This window comes from Hyphomonas oceanitis, from assembly GCF_036964545.1.
In the GTDB taxonomy this organism is placed as follows: Bacteria; Pseudomonadota; Alphaproteobacteria; order Caulobacterales; family Hyphomonadaceae; genus Hyphomonas; species Hyphomonas oceanitis.
This window is the reverse complement of record NZ_JBALTL010000002.1, coordinates 830,122-848,038: the sequence shown is the minus strand read 5'-3', so window position 1 is coordinate 848,038 and position 17,917 is coordinate 830,122. Positions and strand designations below refer to the sequence as shown.

Genomic DNA, 17,917 nt, shown 5'->3' with positions numbered 1-17,917 from the left:
ATAATGGGCATCTGCATGGGGCTTGGATCGAGGCGACCTCGCCGGATGAGGTCAGGGACAAGGTCCGCGCCATGCTGGCGGCGTCGCCGGAGCCGGACGGGGATGAATGGTCGATCCATGACTATGAAGGGTTCGAAGGCTGCACGATTTCTGAATATGCGAGCTTCGAGACAGTCTGCGCGCTGGCGGCCTTCATTGCCGAGCATGGCGCGCTTGGTGCGAAACTCTACCGCAATTTCGGCGACGATCTTGCACAGGCCGAGGCCGCGTTCGAGGACTATGCGGGTCAGTACCGCAGCGCCGCAGACTTTGCCGAGGAAGTGACGCGTGACAGCGGGACGGAGATTCCGGCCTCACTCGACTACTATATCGACTGGACCGCACTTGCCCGCGACATGGCGCTGAATGGCGAAATCATGTTGTTCCAGACGGGCTTTGATGAAGTCCACATTTTCTGGAGCCGCTAGTCATGGCCTTCCGGGAGAGATTTGACCGCTATGTCTGCGAAGGTGACAGCATTGCCTGCGAGATTGACGGCTTTCGCGTCACCGCGCGGATTGTCCGTGACGATTGCATGGACGCACCCGACCAGCGCCAGGACGGATTCTGGCCGTCGCTCTACATCAATGATCCCGGCTTCATCGGCCCGGGAAACAATTTCCGCGAGCGGCTGGCGAAGGCACAAGCCGAGGCCGAAGCTGTCATGGACGCGTGGCGCAGGGATGAGTGGTTCTATTGCGGGATCGTGCTCGCGATTGAATGCGAAGGCGTGGAACTGGACTCAACACAAGCCAGCCTCTGGGGTATCGAGGCTAATTATCCGGGGTCGGACAATGCCTATCTGAGTGAAGTCGCGGGCGAATTGCTCCCGGACGCCTTGGCGGCAGGCCGCACAGCCCTGACGCGGCTGATGGCGTCTGCACCTGCACAGGCGTCACGGGGATGAGCGCGCTGGAGCATATTCTCGGTCCACGTCCGCGCCTGACACTCGTCGTTGAGGCGTCCCGCGTCGTTGAAATCTGGGTCGATGGCCGCGCGCCGCTGATTGCCCTGCATGACTATGACTGGGGCGAAACCGACAGGCACGCGGTGCGCGACGCAGAAGGTTTCCCCTTCACCCCGATCAACTGGAAAGGCCCGGCATGGGCGCTTGGCCTTTCGCTTTACCCGCCAGAACAGGAGGACCATCCCATGGCACAGCCCGCACTGAAAACGATCCCCATCGAACAGCTCCATATCAGCAAGCTCAACATGCGGCATGGACGCAAGGCCCCGGATGTCTCCGATATCCTCCCCTCAATTCGCGAGAAAGGTATCCGTCAGACGCTGCTGGTGCGGCCCGAAGGCGATGGCTTTGGAGTAGTCGCGGGACGCCGACGCTTCCATGCCTTGCAGGTCATCGCGGCCGAGACCGGCAAGCCCGTGATGGTACCGTGCGCGATCATGGAAGCCGATGACGATGCAGCTGCCGTCGAGGCCTCACTCATCGAAAATGTCGCGCGGCTGCCTGCCACGGAAATGGAGCAGTACAACGCGTTCGGGAAACTGGCCCAGTCAGGCCGGACCGTGGACGAGATTGCCGGGCATTTCGGGGTCACGGAGCTGAAAGTCCGCCGCATCCTCGCGCTCGCCAATCTCTCCGGCCCGATCCGCGCCCTCTATGCCAAGGACGAGATCGACCCGGAGACGATCCGCGCGCTCACGCTCGCCACGAAGGACCAGCAGGCCGACTGGCTCGCCCTGTTCAGGAGCGAGACGGAGCGCGCCCCCATGGGGCGCGCCTGCAAGGCATGGATCACGGGCGGAGCCACCATCACCACCGACAAGGCGCTGTTTGACCTGTCGGCCTATGAAGGCAAAGTGGCCGCTGACCTCTTCGGCGAGACAGGTGTGTTCGCCGATACCGACGCGTTCTGGAAAGCCCAATCGGCAGCGCTGGCAGCCAAGGTCGAGAGCTACATTGACACCGGATGGCGCAATGTTGATGTTCTCGAGCGCGGCAAGTATTTTGCCAGCTGGGAGCATGTGAAGCGCCCGCGCACCAAGGGCGGCAAGGTGATTGTCGAAGTCCGGCACGATGGCACGGTGACCTTCCATGAGGGCTACATCACCCAAACCGAAGCCCGCAAACTTGAGACGCGCGCAAGGCCGGACGGTGACGCGGAGGCAGCAGACACCAAGCCTGAAATGTCCGGCCCGCTCGCGCAATACATTGCCCTGCACCGCCATGGCGCAGCCCGCGCGACATTGCTTTCCCACCCTGGAATCGCCCTCCGGCTAATGGTGGCGCATGCCTTGGTCGGATCGACGCTTTGGAATATGAGACGGCATGAATTCCTCGCCCGGAAGGAAGACATTCAGGCCAGCGTGGATGGCTCCCGCGCCGCCGCAGAAATGCGGGCCGCCGGAGACCATGTTCGCAGCCTGTTCGAAGCCCATGGCGTGTCATCCCTGCGCGCGAATGGCGACGCCCATCACCTCAGCGAAGTCTTTGCGGCGCTACTCGGAATGGACGATAAAGAAACCATGAGCATCCTCGCCTTTGTGATGGCGGATACGCTGGAAGCGGGCGGCCCGATTGTGGAAGCTGTTGCCGTCGCCACCGAAACCGACATGGCCGCCTACTGGAAGCCGGAGCCTGCCTTCCTTGATCTCGTCCGCGACAAGCGCGCCATCAATGCCATGGTGGCAGACATCGCATCACCCTCCACGGCGAAAGCGGCGCTAACCGACACGGGCAAAGCCCAGAAGGACCTGATCTGGAACCGGATCGCAGGCGAAGGGTGTGAGGCCAATCCGGGCTGGCGTCCCGGTTGGATGCAGGTGCCGCCCACACGACTTGTCGAGGCTGCGGGGTCGGCGCCAGCAGATGCATGGGCCCGGATCGCCCGCCTGTTCACGTCAGATGAAGGCGACGTTACTCCCGAAGCCCAGCCTGCCGCAGCGCAGGACGCCGCCTGACGGATTGCGGTTCTCTTGTCGATAGAAGTGCAAGCCGTCCGGCAGTGTGCCGGGCGGCTTTTCCGCATGCTTTTACCAGATGGCCCGGCACGCGCGCGGTTCAGATCACGGCAGATGCGCCTCTGGAAAATCGTCCGTCTGTGAGTTTCGTATGGCCTCCGCGTGCGATTGCCAAAGCGGCCTGTTCCGCCCTTCCGCTTGCCCCGAAAGACACCTTGTCTCCGTCTATTGCCGTGTGACCTGGACGACGCAAAACGCTCCTGAAACCGGACAATCCCACGAATTTCCCCGCCGCTTTACGGCTCCTCGCGAGACAAATTCGTGCGCCTGCCCGGTGCTCCGCTCTGCTGCGCCCTTGCAGGTTCAGACCCGCTCCGCGCCGTCCGGGCGGTCCGGCGTCGACGGGGACAAGGTGTCCCTCGAAGACAGCCACGGAAACGAAAAGGAGACCCCCATGGCAAACGCACTCGGATATGTCAGCGAAACCAAGACCGGCTTCGAAGGCGCCCTCGCAATGATGAACCTCTCAGCCGCCATCCGTATCGAGAAGAATGCGGAAAAAGCCGAAGCGGCCCAGCCGGACTACCGCATCTTCGCCGGTGAGACCTCCACCGAAATCGGCGGCGGCTGGATGCGCAAGGCAAAGTCCTCGGGACGCGAATACGTCTCCCTGACCCTCGCAGATCCGCAGATCGGCCCACGCCGCATCTACGCGAACCTTGCACCGGTCAAGGGCAAGAAAGGCCGCCACGTGATCCTCTGGAACCCCAGGGACTAAGCCCCACACACATCGCCAAACTGGCCGCTCCGGAGATCATTCCGGGGCGGCTTTAGACGTGTTTACATCGCTCGATAGAAGGGTATCTATAACCACACGAAGCCATATGCGCTGCGCATGGTTAAGTGAGGTGTCGCCGCGACACCGTATATCTTCGTGACTTCCAATTAGAATTTTCTTTTGCTTTCTCAGAGGTGTTGAAGCCGCCACGTTGATCTGTGTCCGGCAAAACGGGGTACGGGGAATGAACGAGGTAAAAGGACGCCCAAGTCCTTTCCTGACGACAAAAGAAGCGGCTGCCTATCTGCGCATCACGGTCCGTACGATGGAAAACTGGCGCTGGTCGAACAATGGACCGCAATACCGGAAACATGGCGGCACCGTCGTCTATCACGTCGATGACCTGAATGACTATTCGACGGTCTGGAACCGCTCTCGGGGATCAGGAAATGGCTCGTGAAATTGCTACCGCAAAGGCGGATTTAGCGACACTTTCGATAAGACATCGAGCGCTGCATCCTGGCAAATGGAGGGGCAATTCATGAGCCTCCGTGCAGCATTCTGGAGCGGGATTTCTGTGATTGGAGTGGCATTGACAGGCCTTCCCGCGACCGGGATTTTGCTGCCGTTTCTACTCTACAATCCGAGCCAAAGCGCGCCGCTGGGTTGGTATCGCGTCAAGTCTTTGGAGGTGATTTCTAGGGGTGATCTAGTTGTTTCGCACCTTCCGGAAGCGGCTTCGAGGCTCGCTGCGGAGCGGGGTTATTTGCCGTCTGGTGTCCCCGTCATCAAGACCGTCCGGGCGCTCGAAGGGGATACGATTTGTGCGGTCAACGGGGTGTTGCTCATCAACGGAACGCCAGCCGTCCGCCTGCTATCGGACGATAGTATGGGACGCACTCTACCGTCTCCCTGGACGGCCTGTCGGAAGCTTCAAACGGATGAAGTCCTGCTCCTGTCCGACCGCACTCCGGACTCTTTTGATGGACGGTATTTCGGAACTGTTTTGAAGGCGGACATTCTGGGTAGGGCGATCCTCCTAAAGGACCTTGATTTGGCTGCGGAAATTGGTGACCGAGAGCAGTTTGATGGCGAATTTGACTGCAAGATAAAAGCTCATAGAGCCAATGAGGGGATATCGCCTTGTCTGCACATCGATTTTTATGGTTCCATGCCTCAGGATACAGCTCTGTCCTCTGATGGAAAGCTCAATGACGACAACAGGTTCGCATGGCTCCATTCGCAGAATTTGGCCTGTTTTCCCCCGGATCAGGCCGAATGAGCACGCCGCCGGACAATCCCTTCACCCCCAGACCTGGCAGGATTCGGTCGGCCGGATCAGGGGGACGCGCAAAGACCTATCTGACGCGGATGACGAAGGCCTTGTCGTCGGCCGGCGGCGTTCGTAGGACTGCCCTGCCCGCCCGGCCGCGTGTCGGTCCACGCGGTGGGCAAAGGCGCGTGATCGTCAAGGCGCGCATTGTGCGCATGTCGGCATCGAGCGTGGCAGCACTTGCCGCGCATATCGGATACATCCGAAGAGACGCCGCGCTTGAGGAGAAGGATCGCGGAAAGCTTTTTGACGCCATGAGCGAGGATGCCAACGCGTCCGATCTGGTCAAATCCATCACTGATGACCGGCATCATTTCCGGTTCATCTTCTCGCCCGAGGACGGCACTGAGATGGCAGACCTCAAGCCCTTCGTTCGCGACTTGGTCTCGCAGATGGAGACCGATCTGCGGACGCGGCTCGAATGGGTCGGCGCTGTGCACCATGATACGGGTCGGCCGCATGCGCATTTGGTCATCCGGGGACGGCGCGAGGATGGCTCTGATCTTGTCATGCCGCGGGCGTACATTTCCCACGGGATCCGGGAACGCGCGGAGGACCTGGTCACGCTGGAGCTTGGCCCGGAAACCCGGCTCGAGCAGGAGCGAAAACTTCAATCGGATATTGCTGTCGAACGCGTCACAAAGATCGACCATTTTATCGCCCGGCAAGTCGGCCCCGAAGATGAGTTTCGGTTGAAGGATAGTCCTTCTCAGTATCGCACCTTGCATGCCGCACGGCTGCGGACTCTGGAACGTCTTGGGCTTGCCGAGAAACTCGGCGCCGGACGCTGGCAGATGCGGGAGAATTTCCGGGATGTCTTGCGGGGGCTTTCTGAGCGTCACGACATCATCAAGACGATGAACCGTGCGCTCGCTGGACGCAACGACCGGCGTATCGACGCGGATGTGATTTTCGATAAGTCCGATCCAGACGGGCGGAGCGTGACAGGCGCGGTTCTTCAGGCAGGTCTCTCGGGCGAAGCACATGACAAAGCCTACACCATCATCGACAGCCTGGATGGTCGCGCTGTGTTTGTCGAACTGGGTGTCGCTGGCGAGGTAGAGGAGTTGAAGCGCGGGGCAATTGTAACCGTGTCGCCGCCGAACCTTGAGCCAAAGCCGTCAGACGTCACGATTGAGCGGATCGCGCGGGCGAATGGCGGGATCTATTCGGCAGGGCTGCACCAGGCCGATGATCCGCGATCAGGTCCCGAATTTGTCGCGGCCCATGTGCGAAGGCTGGAGGCCTTGCGACGAGCAGGTCATGTCGAGCGGACAGCCGATGCAGACTGGAAGATTCCATCAGACTATCTGGACAGGACGAAAGCGTACGAGCGGAGTCAGGCGCGGTTCCGAGCGGCGCAGGTGTTGGTTCGCTCAGAGCTGGGCCTAAGAGTACAGGAAACGGCGCTCGGCGTGACGTGGTTGGATGATGTGCCTGCCCCGTCCAGCGTGCCGCTCGGATTTGGGCGGGAGGTGGCTGAAGCGCAGGTGAAGCGACGGACGTTCATGGCGGGGATTGGAATAATGGTAGAGGCTGGCGTTGGCTTGTCTGCCGCGCAGAGAACTGAGTTACTGAAGCGAGATCTTATGCATGCCGGCCGGACGCTGAGCGAAGAGATCGGGAAACCGTATTCGCCGGCTCCGGATCGAGGTCACGTGAATGGTACTTATCGCGAGCCGGTGTCGCGAGTGAGCGGGAAGTTTGCGGTGATTGAGCGGCAGAGGGATTTTACGATTGTGCCCTGGCGGCAGGTGCTGGAGCAGCGGCGCGGGATGGCCGTGTCGGGGGTCGTGCGCGGGGGGCGAATTTCTTGGGCGCTTGGGCGTGGGGTTGGGATAGGAGAGTAACCCAACGCCACGAGCAATCGTATTGCATAAATCTACTCTGTAGGCACTGCACAATCTTAGACAAATGTCTTTTCGGATCGTAATTCTGACTAAAGTCAGGGCTCAGAAGAATTGAGCAGTTCCAGCAAGCGACGGGCTTGAGGTGGTGAGGGTCGCAGCCACTGAGGCAGGGCGCCCAGTTGAATTGGACATCAACCATCCCGCAGCATTTCGAGATTTCGATTCTTCGGATAATCCTCAAATGCAACGTTGATGATGTCAGGGATAGAAACGCTCAATCCGCGATCGATCTGCCTCAACGCGCGAACCCATTGTATTCGTCCCGTTCCTGACAAGACCAGTCTAGAGATGTCGCCGCCTGCACGCACCCAGAGTTCCTGATCTGTTGGGCCTAGCGGATAAAGAACGCAGAATAGCTCCACTAGAGAGTCTGCTTTCGTCATATGAGCTATTTCGGAATGCAACGATTTAGGTCGAATGCGCTTTTCCACTGCTTCGCAATAAGCCACGGCAAAATTAGAGTCTTGATGATGAGCGGCATAGACCGGGGCCTGACTAGGCCATTCTGCTCTAACACTTACGGCGACATAGTTGAACAAGTCGAACACGCGAATAAAGCCGCCTTCATCGTGACCACCAGCGCCGCGAAACCCCGCGACCAGATGCTTAGTAAAAAGGCTGGTCGAATCACCGCCAAGGATCATCGAAGATTCAGAGCTTCGGCTAGACGCAATAACAACGATCCCCTCCCCATCTTCCATTTCGTCGAGCAGTGCATTGCCCAGCCATTTCGAGCTCTTGGCGCGTGCACCAGTAAGGTCAATGCCTCCGGAACAACAGGCATCAATAGCAATAAGCTTTCTTTTGGATCGGACCTTAAGCAGCGCTTCCGCAAGCAATTGGGAAGTAAGCAGCCCAGTGCCCTGAGTTGGGACGGCATCAACAGGAGCCAAAAATGCGCCGCCCGCACCAACATCTCCGTGACCAGAATAGAATAGAAAAAACGGGTCGTCCTCTTCGATGATTGCAGACATTTTCTCTAGGGTGTCTTTGATGGCTTGTAGCGATGCGTCGGCACCCGATAAGCGAACGACATTTTTGTCAGCATATCCGCAAAGGCCGGGGTCTATGAGGATGGCCCTAACGGCGTCTCCATCTGCGATCACCGCCTTGCCAAGGTCTTTGAATGCCGGGTCGATATTCGAGTCGACCGTAACAATTAGTGCGTGTCCACGAAACTCTCGATAGTTCATTGACCAATCACCCCTGAAATTTGCTGCAGCCGAGAGTTGAGGGGATAATCAGCCAACATAGCGTTTAGAAGGTCTCGCAAGCTTATCTCACCCCCAAATCTTGCGAAGCGAAGTGCCTCTCGCCACTGATTCCGGCCAGAGCCGTGTGTACTCAGGCGTGAAAGGTCCCCGCCCGCCTGCTCCCAAACATCCGCTTGTGTCGGTCCATTAGGGTAGAGCTCGCACACTACTTCAAGAAGAAGGATTAATAGGTCTTCTTGGCTCGGTCGCCATAACCCGTTTGAAAAGCGCGTCCAGGAATCCAGATGGTCGCTACAGACAACGAAATAGGGTTTCAAGCGCGGAACACCGAACGTGTAGCCAAACGTGCGTGACGCAGTACGCCAGTTGCGCGCAACGGCGAGCCGCCCCGCTCGCTCCAACTCTACTCCATCCGGTGTTCGCCCAGCCCCTAGGAAGGCCTTGAAGGTGTCAATAAACAATCCCATCGGCAATGCGTGGTTGCCAAGAAAGGTATCCAACGCGGCTTCAAATGTCCCTGCCTTGAGCGCCGCCAACAATTTATGACTCTGCGAATCATCTGCAATAGACTCTGCAAGCGGCATTTCCGGTGTGAAGAATGCTGGGTTTCCGACATTGGCTGGGTAGCTAGCGATCCAGCTGGCAGCGGTCTCCGACAGTGCTGATGATCTGCAGGTGGACGGCAACAGGCCCCAGACCTGTGCTCTGCATTCGAAAGCGCACCAATCTCCGAGCGGCGTCGACATGAGAATCGTCAGCAAACCTGCATTCACCCCAGCACCCGAGATGGCTTTGAACAAGCGGTCCTGTATCGAAGATATATCTGGCGCGATTTGCCACGCTAGTTGGCTCTTAAGCAAACTTCGATGCCAAAGGGTTTGAACTTGTGATTTGGAAATATCGTGGCGAAAAAGAAAACTCGGATCCTTCGCGACCACCTTAGCGCCTGCTTCAATGACCAGGTCATTGTCCAGACTCGTCGCGCTAGTGACAATAACTTCGTCTGGCAAAGCTAACAGACAATATTCGATAGCGGTGTCGCCGTACACAGAATGATCCCGGCCGCAGGCCTCCTCAAGAGCCGCAAGTATGTTCTTAGGGTGACTGAGAAGCAGAAGTTGCGCTTCGGACTTGTGGAAGCGAGCTCTGGCAAGCAAAGGAGAGAGCTGCTCAATTGCCTTGCCCGCGATTGTTGGTGGCGTTTGCGACATCGCAAGATCAAGGAGAGCCGTAGGAGCTTCGCCGAGGACCATCACTCCAATCTCAGTATTGGTGACAAGCAAAGTCCATATGTGGGGAGCTAGTTTGATCGCCATATTTTTGGTCATCGCGCCTAGCACGCCAATGCCTGCCCGCCGCCATTCCCTGGTCGCTGCTTCTGCATCAAACATCGCCACGAGAAGTTCGCATACATCATCCTGAGGGCCGATGCTCGCCATTCGATTTGCGAAGGACATTTCAAGTTCTTCGGGTTGATCCAAAGCCAGATTGAATGGCGCCCAATTCACATTCCGTATGGCCATAATGTGTTCTAGTGCAGCCGGACCTGGACGAGACAAGACGGCGTCCAAGATCTTACGCTTCACTGACGTTCCTTTGTCCGGATCAGGCTGCAACACCCCTACTACGCGCAAGGCTGCAACAGCGTCGCTGAAGGACACACTTGTCTTTTCTGCGATCTCGCATGATCGTCCAAGTAGTGCGATTTTTGACAGGCTGATCGAATGGATGTTGAGATCTTCGATATGTGCTTCGAGTTTCCCGCTAGACCCGCTTGACAGGTACCGCCCCGCCGCGGTTCGGGCCGGAGACTGATCGTATGTCGCATCGATCCGCCTCTCAAGCGGCCAGAGCATCTCAAGCGAAGCAGGAACCAAGGCGATTTGCAGGCCCTGACTTTGCGCTTCGTCCGGCCCAAAACTCAAGCCGAACCTAAGCTCACTGCGCATAGCTGGCGGAAGCTTGGCCCAGAGGCGTATGATAAGATTCTCAAACCGCGCGTCGTCGACCGTAATGGCAGGAAACTTCGAAGGCACAGTCACCATATCGGAAAAGGGGCCTGGTGGAGGTTCCTCAACCCTACCGGTCGCACTGATCATTCGACGTTCAGCGAGTAGCGGCGAGCTTCGCGCTTTCTGCAGATGGCCAAAGATCGCCCGTAAATCCGCAAATGCCTCGATGTCGTCTTTTGCGACAACAATTGCATGACTGAAAACCATGCCGTTTCTCTCGGCGCTGGGGTCAGAGCTCGTGCGCGCGACGACATAGCTATTCCCGATCAAAGCGCCTGAAACATAGCTTGTCAGCACGTAGCCTTGTGGTGGTTGGCCCGGAAGGTCAAGGTAGTGTGCGAGGCTTTGCGATTGTGCGTCAGAGACACTCGATGACAACACATTCATCCCTCGATCACGTTCTCCGACGAAAATTTCGTCAACAACCAAGGGCATCGGTTTAACCACTAACTGCGCCTAGCAGCGTTAAGTACCCATTCTACCGGTGACAGCAAATCCCCGGATTGGGCGCCGTCTTCATCAAGAACATAACCCATCTTATCGGGCCCCTTGGCGACGAAATCAGCATCTGGCTCGGAATCGCTTAGCGCTTGACCAAGTGGCGAGACGCCGAAAATTCGCAGGTCTTCTGAACTCCAATTTGTACGCAAGTAAGCGTCAAGGAGCGGCAATTTCAGGCGCGAGTACTCAGCGGGAGAGAGGTCCGTTTTCAATTCATCATAACAAGACAAGATCACACATATAGGTGGCGGGTTGGTCCATGCCTCCGAATAGGCGGCGACCTTGAAACGAAGCATCTGCAGCGTTTCGACAAGGCGCGATTGAGCGGATAGAACACTTTCAGTTTCATCATCTTCGGCAGGCAATCTGACCTGACGCGTAAGGACATCTTCTGGCAAGCGCACGCGGCTGGCTCGAACCATAAAGACCCATGCAGAGGTCGATTCAATCTTCTCGCGCCATGCAATCGGCATGCGCCGTTCCGCGACCATAGCGCTTATTTGCTCACCGCCATAATCGGGCCATTCAAGGGTGAAACGCGCGTCATCAGATTTGCGTCTTATAGTCCAGCGACTTGTCGACGACTCGCTTCTTGGAGTGTGGCGTCCCGCCAAACCCTGGCTGATCTGGTCCATGGTTTCGCGGAAAGGCTGAAGATTGTCGCTATTGATGAGTTCCATCGTTCCAAGACCGCTATTGAGACGCCTCAGAAGCTGAGCGCCGAAATGCGTCTTGCCGACATCGGACTCACCGATCAGAAGAATTGAAGCGGAACGCTCAGTCATGATGCGTCTCGATATGCCATGAAGGGATCGAATGCGGCGTGGTCAGGCCTCGTCAGAGAAATGGTACGGCTCCGGGGCTCGAAAGCCCAAGAGAAAATCACCTCCAACTCTTGCAGTGTCTTGTCAGGGTCAGGATTTTCTTGCTCTGGGACGCCAATCGCGAACACTGGCCCATCCTTGAAACAGGATCGGAATAGGTCTTCGATCGTATTTGACAATTCTGCGTCTCGCGGGAGATCATTCTTGGTCCATACCAGCGCCACACCTTCGGTGCCAGAATCGCTGGCAATTCTCCTGATTAAAAACTCCAGCTCCCGGCGAGAAACCCCACCCTTCTTTCCCATCAAGGCGTCGGTGTCTGCGGCGATAAGCAGTTTGTCAGAATGGTCCGCTGTCCAGCGAGCGCCGGCCGCTTTTTCCGATGTCGGCTTGTCAGTCCATGCAGAAAACCACTCCCCTGAAGCGTCGGCCAAAAGCACATCCATGCGGTTCCGATCATCGTCAGAAAGCCCCAAATGCAAAAGGCCAGGTACTCGCCCGTTCTGGGATGTATGCGGTGGAAATTTGATGGTTTCTCCTGCATTCAATTGCAAATGACGCGCGATGTTCTCCCAGCCCTGTAGAGTAAATGAGCCAGAAAACGTATGAGGACCGATACGGCGCCCGCGATAGATGGCCAGAAAAAGAAGACAGAGAAGCGTCGTTTTTCCAGCGTCAGCTGCACCGGCAATTCCTACAAGGTGCGGGCGACGTGTCGCCGAGACGAAGCGAAGATCGATGAGGCCAAGTGGACGTCCAGTCCATGGGAAAAGTTCATCATCCTCAGTACGAAACGCTCCCATTGCCACGATTGCATTGGGTGCCACAAAGTGCGGACATTTCGAAGGATCCATATGGCCTTTCGCGCACGACGTTTGGGGAACAAAGCAGTCGTCTTGCTTGCAAGTTTGGTTATCGGACAAACTCATTTGGCGGCGCCCGTCACTTTTCCGGCTGTTCCGGCCTCGTCAGGGGGAGACACCGGCGTGACATGTTGAATCGCTTTCAAGGCTTGGAATTCAAGGAACAAAAGCGAAGCGAAGGCTGCCGGATCTAATTTCAGGGTTCCTTGGAAGACGGTCCGCTCGGAGATGAGTTCTGGGCGAGTTGCCCCCTCCAGGACAAGAGCGCCCAATGGTCTTAAGTTGGCTGTTTGATCTGGTTGCGAACTCTTGAATGGAACTATTTCATCGGCCTCTGACATCGCGGCAAGAAAATCGCCCAGTGAAGTCGTTTCGTTCTCACCCGAAAGGGTACGAACCGATTCTCGCAAAAAGGCTACAACACTGGCAGGCGCGAGCGCCGGAAGCATGGATTGATAGTCCAGGGCCATTAAACCAGGCGCCACTTTGCGGTCGATCAATCGATATTCTTTCCGGGCACTCGGCGAAATCTTAGCCTCCTTCCACCAAAGCAGCCTAGATCGCAGTTCGACACCATGGGATGCAGCCGCGGTTTGATTTATCGCTGCACTGACATAAGCGGTAACCATTGTACTGATTGCGCCAAAGATTTCATCCGATGCCAAATTGTAGACCCGCTCGCCTGCGGCTCTCTTAACCGCTGTCGCGATTGCTTCTGTCGCCAGTGGAACAAATTCATTCGACCAAGTTGCGCCAGCGTTCGGCGCATGAGGATTGCCGCCAGTTTCCTCACCGGCCTTGTTATTCGGTCCTGCAGCCTTTTCGAGCCCCTTCAGCAAAGCGGCTTCGTCGATTTTGATGGCACCCAATTTGCCTTTTATCTCGGGTGGTTTGACTGCGACCATAGGAGCAAGCGCGATGGCGCTCGGAACTGACCAGCGCGCCTCGGCCTCAGCCTCGACGGCTGAAAGCAATTCAGAGACTGTTTTCTGCCAGACCTCGGCTTCTTCCCCAAGCGACATGTGTGGCAGAGCACTCGATAGTAGGAGTGTAACGCCGAGCCGAATTTGATCGTCTCGCTTTGCGTTCTGTATTACCGCGTCGAGGATGATCCCTCGAAACACCAAGTCAAGCGACCCCATCGTGACAGAGGAATAAGTCCGCCAAACGCTTTTCAGCGTTTCCTGCGCCATTGCACGGGAGGGGTCTCCAAGCCGTTCCCGAGGGTCGACGGCCGAATATACGAATGCCGCCAATTGTTCGGGGTGTGCGCCGATATGAACCGCCAGCTTGTCGGCCGCTGCGGATATGTGCTCAAACCAAGCGTCATTTCCGCCAAGCTCCAAGAGTCCCGCGTCCAGAAATGTTTCGAGAATTCGGTCAGCCACAAAAGCCCCCTGTGTCATGATTATTTTGCATTTTTGAATAGCACGCCGATATCTTACTCTCTCATTGTAATTTCGTTGCTTTCTCTCACGATCAATTGCCCCACGCATAAGAATCAGCAGTTTGAATCTATTGAATATTCGGTACGCGTCTAAGTCCTTCTGGCAAAGCTAAAGGTTGAATTTAGTCTGAATGATCACAATCTACCAGCGACGTAGCCGAGATAATGTGCCACGGCGCGACCCGTAGAGTTCAGCAACTCACACCTTTCTGATCGCAGTCGGTAGGCTGCTAATTCGCCCCACATTCGTTCTGTGAGTTCGCTGAACCCAAAAGATTGCCAACCAAACTTCAGTGCCAGACAACGTTCTCCGAAGCAAACGGAGCATCCACGTCGCACGATCCGTCAGAGTATTTCTAATGAGTTGCCTCAATTCGCTCCACGACTCAAAATCTTCGACGAGCAGAAAAAATCCCGCAAATTCTTCCCGCAACTTCACGTCTGTCACCCTGCCGTTCCCAAAACTTCAGAATACCCCCCTGATTTCCCCCAATTCCCTCTCTGGAGCGTGAGGCGATGATTGGTCAGGTTCTGCGTCATGAAACATGGCACGAACCTCTTCTGGCAGATCATCCTGGTATCGCTCGTCGTCCTGGTGGCGCTCTGGTGCGCAACCCAGTGGACAGCCTTGTCGCTGGGCTGGTCGCCCCGTTTGGGCGAGCCACTCTTCGTCATCCTCGACATGCCGGTCTATGTGCCTTGGGCATTCTTCGGGTGGTGGTACTCATTCGATGCCTATGCGCCGGATGTGTTCGACCGGGGCGGACTGATCGCCGGTTCGGGCGGTGTCGCGGCCATCGTGATTGCGGTGACGGGATCGATCCTCCGCGCACGCTGGGACAAGCGGGTCTCGACTTTCGGCTCAGCGCGCTGGGCGGAAAGCAAGGATTTGCGCAAGCCCGGCTTGCTCAAACCTTCCGGTGTGTTCCTAGGTCAGGCAACGGGTTCTTACCTCCGCCATGACGGACCGGACCATGTCATGGCGTTTGCCCCGACACGGTCCGGCAAAGGTGTAGGGCTTGTCGTGCCAACACTCCTCTCCTGGCCGCATTCGGTGCTGGTGCATGACATCAAGGGCGAGAATTGGCAGCTGACCTCCGGCTGGCGCTCAGAGTTTTCCCATTGTGTGCGGTTCGATCCGACCGATGTCGCCTCGGCCCACTTCAATCCCCTCATGGAAGTCCGGCGCGGGCATTGCGAAGTGCGCGATGTCCAGAACATTGCCGACATTCTCGTCGACCCGCAGGGCAAGCTTGGCGATCTCGGGCACTGGGTCGACAAGGCGAACTCGCTGCTCGTCGGGGTTATCCTGCATGTCCTCTATGCCGAGCGTGAGAAGACGCTGGCGCGTGTGGCGAGCTTCCTTGCAGATCCCGACCGGACATTCCGCACGACGCTGTCGATCATGCTCCGGACAAACCACCTCGGCACGAGCGAAGCGCCCAAGGTTCATCCCGTCGTCGCCGAGACGGCCCGTGAACTGATGAACCAGTCGGAGAACGAGCTTTCGGGTGTACTCTCGACGGCTTTGAGGTTCCTTTCACTTTATCGCGATCCCGTTGTCGCAGAAGTAACCTCACGCAGCGATTTCCGGATCGACGATCTTGTGTCCGGGGATCGCCCCCTGTCGCTTTACCTTGTCGTGCCGCCCTCGGACCTGTCGCGCACAAAACCCTTGATGCGCCTCATCCTGAACCAGGTCGGTCGGCGCCTGACCGAACACCTTGAGGTTCGTCCGTCCACCTTCTTGCGGGGCAAATCGCTTGCGGCAAATGTACTCCGGATCTGCGGGCTCGTGTCGCCTGTGATTACGCTGGCTGAACCCAAATCCCGCCGGCGTGTCCTGTTCATGCTGGACGAGTTCCCTGCCCTTGGCCGGCTCGACTTCTTCGAAAGCGCACTTGCCTACATGGCCGGCTATGGCCTCAAGGCCTTCCTGATCGCGCAATCACTCAACCAGATTGAAAAGGCCTATGGCCCTTCGAATGCGATCCTCGACAATTGCCATGTGCGGGTCGCGTTCGCGACCAATGACGAACGCACCGCCAAGCGTATCTCCGATGCACTCGGCACCAAGACTGAACAACGGGCGATGAAGAACTATGCCGGCCACCGGCTCGCGCCCTGGCTGTCGCACAAGATGGTTTCGCGTCAGGAAACCGCCCGCCAGCTGCTCACCCCCGGTGAAGTGATGCAGCTGCCGGCAGACCAGGAACTTGTCCTTGTTGCAGGCTCCCCGCCCGTGCGGGCGCTGAAGCTCCGCTACTATGAGGATCAGAACTTCACCGAGCGGCTGAAGGCGGCTCCGGATTTCGCAACCTGCATTCCGGACGAGCGGGGCAATGACTGGGGCAGCGAAGTCCGGTCGATCCATGAAGGCCTGATGCAGGCCGCCGAGCTCGAGCCTGAAGTCGAGGGCCTTGGGCCTCAGAAGGCGCGGGATGCGGCCGAGGATCGTGCGCGGATTGCCTCGCCTGCAAAGTCGGGCAGGTCCCGGGCACGGTCTCGCGGCGCCCCTCAGCCCAGTCTCTTCGATGCGCTTGTGCAGGCCGACAGTCTCGAACAGGCGACCGGCATTGATCTCACGGGGAATGGCGAATGAAACCCCGCATCCAGCCCTATATCTCGCCCGAGAATTTTCACTGGCTGAAGGCCATGGCGAAACGCCCGGGCCTGTCAGAAAGCACAATCATCGACGGGGCTGTTACGGCCTACCGGGCAGGCGAGTCCGACAATAAGCGCGAAGCCGCGATCAATCGCCGGCTCGACCGGCTGACGCGCCAGTTCGGGCGGATCGAGCGGGACAATCTCGTCCTTGCCGAAACGCTCGCGACCTTCGTGCACTATTTCCTGACGGTGACACCGCCGGTGCCTGCCAACCAGGTTGAGGCAGCCCGCGCCAAGGGCGACATGCGGTTTGACCTCTTCGTCCGGCAGGTCGCCGAGGCCCTCCGCTCCGGGCAGCGCATTCTCCAGAACGCCGTCGAGGACGTGACGGCAGAAGCAGCTCCCCTTGAAACCCACCCTGAGCATTTGAATGGGGAGCGGGCCGATGCGTGAGGTTGAGAGTCTGACACGCACCCGCGCCATGCTGGTGACAGCGCTGGGAACCGAGATCGTGGCGGCGCTGGAGGATCCGTCCGTCGTCGAGATCATGATCAATCCCGATGGCAGGCTCTGGGTCGAACGGCATGGGTCTGGCCGGACCGAGTCCGGATCCGTTGTTTTACCTGCCGATACTGAACGCGTGATCCGGCTGGTTGCCAGCCATATGGGCCGCCGGGTCGATGCGGCCTCGCCCATCGTGTCGGCTGAGCTGCCTTTGGGCGGGGAACGGTTCGAAGGCGTTCTGCCGCCCGTATCGCCCGGGCCCTGTTTCTCGATCCGCAAGCCTGCCGGGCGGGTGATTGCTTTGGGTGAGTATGTCGCCTCGGGCGTCATGGCACCTCATCACGCCGAAGCCTTGCAGCAGGCCGTGCGGGACCGCGAGAACATTCTCGTGATCGGCGGCACAGGCTCCGGCAAGACAACACTCGCCAATGCCCTCCTTGCCGAAATCGCCCTGACCGGCGACCGGCTGGTCATCCTCGAAGACACGCGCGAACTTGTTTCGACGGCGCGCGATACGGTGCAACTGCGGACCCAGCCGGGATCGGTGACGCTCGCAGACCTTGTCCGCTCGACCCTGCGGCTTCGTCCCGACCGGATCATCATTGGCGAGGTGCGCGGCGCCGAAGCGCTCGACATGCTGAAGGCCTGGAATACCGGCCATCCGGGTGGCATCGCCACCCTGCATGCCAACTCGGCCCTTGGCGGCCTTTCCCGGCTAGAACAGCTGATCGGTGAGACCTCCGCCCAGGTGCCGCACGATCTCATCGCCGAGACGATTGACTGCGTCGTCTACATTTCCCGGCGCGCCGGGATCCACCGCGTCGAGACAGTCGCGCGCATGAACGGGCTCGGACGCGGCGGCTATGACCTCATGCCCGTCCAGCCCGACCTGCAGCTCGTCCTGCCGAGCCTGCCCTTTTCCGAACCGCTTCTCTCCACCGCTCCAGAAAGGACGTAATTCCA

General features: G+C 58.1%; 15 protein-coding genes. 10 read left to right on the top strand and 5 right to left on the bottom strand.

Annotated elements, in window-relative coordinates; translation table 11 throughout:
* The 7 genes from V7651_RS09090 to V7651_RS09060 form a co-directional block, all read left to right on the top strand.
* Positions 1-467, top strand: a 467-nt coding sequence (locus tag V7651_RS09090) for an antirestriction protein ArdA (protein ID WP_335612986.1), incomplete at its 5' end; no start/stop codon positions are given.
* Between the two features lie 2 nt (positions 468-469).
* The gene (locus tag V7651_RS09085) at positions 470-946 is read left to right on the top strand and encodes a hypothetical protein (protein WP_335612985.1); all 477 of its coding nucleotides are present in this window, start codon (positions 470-472) and stop codon (positions 944-946) included.
* The gene (locus V7651_RS09080; protein ID WP_335612984.1) at positions 943-2,961 is read left to right on the top strand and encodes a ParB/RepB/Spo0J family partition protein; all 2,019 of its coding nucleotides are present in this window, start codon (positions 943-945) and stop codon (positions 2,959-2,961) included. Before V7651_RS09085 ends, V7651_RS09080 begins: the two co-directional genes overlap by 4 nt.
* 454 nt (positions 2,962-3,415) lie before the next feature.
* Entirely contained in the window at positions 3,416-3,739 is a 324-nt protein-coding gene (locus tag V7651_RS09075) for a DUF736 domain-containing protein (RefSeq protein ID WP_034744419.1), read from the top strand.
* A 244-nt stretch (positions 3,740-3,983) separates the two neighbouring features.
* On the top strand, positions 3,984-4,199 hold the full coding sequence (locus V7651_RS09070) for a helix-turn-helix domain-containing protein (protein WP_335612983.1): 216 nt from the start codon (positions 3,984-3,986) through the stop codon (positions 4,197-4,199).
* Between the two features lie 81 nt (positions 4,200-4,280).
* Positions 4,281-5,021, top strand: coding sequence for a S26 family signal peptidase (locus tag V7651_RS09065; protein WP_335612982.1), 741 nt, complete (start codon positions 4,281-4,283; stop codon positions 5,019-5,021).
* Complete coding sequence (locus V7651_RS09060) at positions 5,018-6,922, top strand: DUF3363 domain-containing protein (protein WP_290482813.1); 1,905 nt, start codon at positions 5,018-5,020, stop codon at positions 6,920-6,922. Before V7651_RS09065 ends, V7651_RS09060 begins: the two co-directional genes overlap by 4 nt.
* A gap of 191 nt (positions 6,923-7,113) precedes the next feature.
* On the opposite strand, the gene V7651_RS09055 is transcribed toward V7651_RS09060, so the two are convergent.
* The 5 genes from V7651_RS09055 to V7651_RS09035 are packed head-to-tail and all read right to left on the bottom strand — an operon-like array spanning position 7,114 to position 13,784.
* The gene (locus tag V7651_RS09055) at positions 7,114-8,175 is read right to left on the bottom strand and encodes a caspase family protein (protein ID WP_290482814.1); all 1,062 of its coding nucleotides are present in this window, start codon (positions 8,173-8,175) and stop codon (positions 7,114-7,116) included.
* A complete protein-coding gene (locus V7651_RS09050) occupies positions 8,172-10,655 on the bottom strand; it encodes a GAP1-N1 domain-containing protein (RefSeq protein ID WP_290484738.1) in 2,484 nt (827 codons plus the stop codon). Before V7651_RS09050 ends, V7651_RS09055 begins: the two co-directional genes overlap by 4 nt.
* Entirely contained in the window at positions 10,655-11,494 is an 840-nt protein-coding gene (locus tag V7651_RS09045) for a TRAFAC clade GTPase domain-containing protein (protein WP_290482818.1), read from the bottom strand. The genes V7651_RS09050 and V7651_RS09045 overlap by 1 nt, the downstream gene beginning before the upstream one ends.
* Positions 11,491-12,462, bottom strand: a complete 972-nt coding sequence (locus tag V7651_RS09040; protein ID WP_290482819.1) for a TRAFAC clade GTPase domain-containing protein — start codon at positions 12,460-12,462, stop codon at positions 11,491-11,493. The genes V7651_RS09045 and V7651_RS09040 overlap by 4 nt, the downstream gene beginning before the upstream one ends.
* A complete protein-coding gene (locus tag V7651_RS09035; RefSeq protein ID WP_335612981.1) occupies positions 12,459-13,784 on the bottom strand; it encodes a GTPase-associated system all-helical protein GASH in 1,326 nt (441 codons plus the stop codon). Before V7651_RS09035 ends, V7651_RS09040 begins: the two co-directional genes overlap by 4 nt.
* Positions 13,785-14,381: 597 nt before the next feature.
* On the opposite strand from V7651_RS09035, the gene traG reads away from it, so the two are divergent.
* From traG to trbB, 3 genes are read left to right on the top strand one after another with little or no spacing between them, the layout of a single operon-like run.
* Positions 14,382-16,445: an IncP-type conjugal transfer protein TraG gene (traG, locus tag V7651_RS09030; RefSeq protein WP_335612980.1), complete on the top strand. Its 2,064-nt coding sequence runs from the start codon at positions 14,382-14,384 to the stop codon at positions 16,443-16,445.
* Entirely contained in the window at positions 16,442-16,903 is a 462-nt protein-coding gene (locus tag V7651_RS09025) for a CopG family transcriptional regulator (protein WP_335612979.1), read from the top strand. Before traG ends, V7651_RS09025 begins: the two co-directional genes overlap by 4 nt.
* Positions 16,896-17,912 carry a P-type conjugative transfer ATPase TrbB gene (trbB, locus tag V7651_RS09020; RefSeq protein WP_335612978.1) on the top strand — a complete coding sequence of 339 codons (1,017 nt, stop codon included), beginning with the start codon at positions 16,896-16,898 and terminating at the stop codon, positions 17,910-17,912. Before V7651_RS09025 ends, trbB begins: the two co-directional genes overlap by 8 nt.
* Positions 17,913-17,917 lie beyond the last annotated feature (5 nt).

Excerpts from the sequence above, each read along its gene's own strand:
- V7651_RS09040 (WP_290482819.1), bottom strand. The coding sequence starts at position 12,462 with ATGAGTTTGTCCGATAACCAAACTTGCAAGCAAGACGACTGCTTTGTT.
- V7651_RS09070 (WP_335612983.1), top strand. The coding sequence starts at position 3,984 with ATGAACGAGGTAAAAGGACGCCCAAGTCCTTTCCTGACGACAAAAGAA.
- V7651_RS09085 (WP_335612985.1), top strand. The coding sequence starts at position 470 with ATGGCCTTCCGGGAGAGATTTGACCGCTATGTCTGCGAAGGTGACAGC.
- V7651_RS09055 (WP_290482814.1), bottom strand. The coding sequence starts at position 8,175 with ATGAACTATCGAGAGTTTCGTGGACACGCACTAATTGTTACGGTCGAC.
- V7651_RS09080 (WP_335612984.1), top strand. The coding sequence starts at position 943 with ATGAGCGCGCTGGAGCATATTCTCGGTCCACGTCCGCGCCTGACACTC.
- traG (WP_335612980.1), top strand. The coding sequence starts at position 14,382 with ATGAAACATGGCACGAACCTCTTCTGGCAGATCATCCTGGTATCGCTC.
- V7651_RS09075 (WP_034744419.1), top strand. The coding sequence starts at position 3,416 with ATGGCAAACGCACTCGGATATGTCAGCGAAACCAAGACCGGCTTCGAA.
- V7651_RS09065 (WP_335612982.1), top strand. The coding sequence starts at position 4,281 with ATGAGCCTCCGTGCAGCATTCTGGAGCGGGATTTCTGTGATTGGAGTG.
- V7651_RS09060 (WP_290482813.1), top strand. The coding sequence starts at position 5,018 with ATGAGCACGCCGCCGGACAATCCCTTCACCCCCAGACCTGGCAGGATT.
- V7651_RS09025 (WP_335612979.1), top strand. The coding sequence starts at position 16,442 with ATGAAACCCCGCATCCAGCCCTATATCTCGCCCGAGAATTTTCACTGG.
- trbB (WP_335612978.1), top strand. The coding sequence starts at position 16,896 with ATGCGTGAGGTTGAGAGTCTGACACGCACCCGCGCCATGCTGGTGACA.
- V7651_RS09045 (WP_290482818.1), bottom strand. The coding sequence starts at position 11,494 with ATGACTGAGCGTTCCGCTTCAATTCTTCTGATCGGTGAGTCCGATGTC.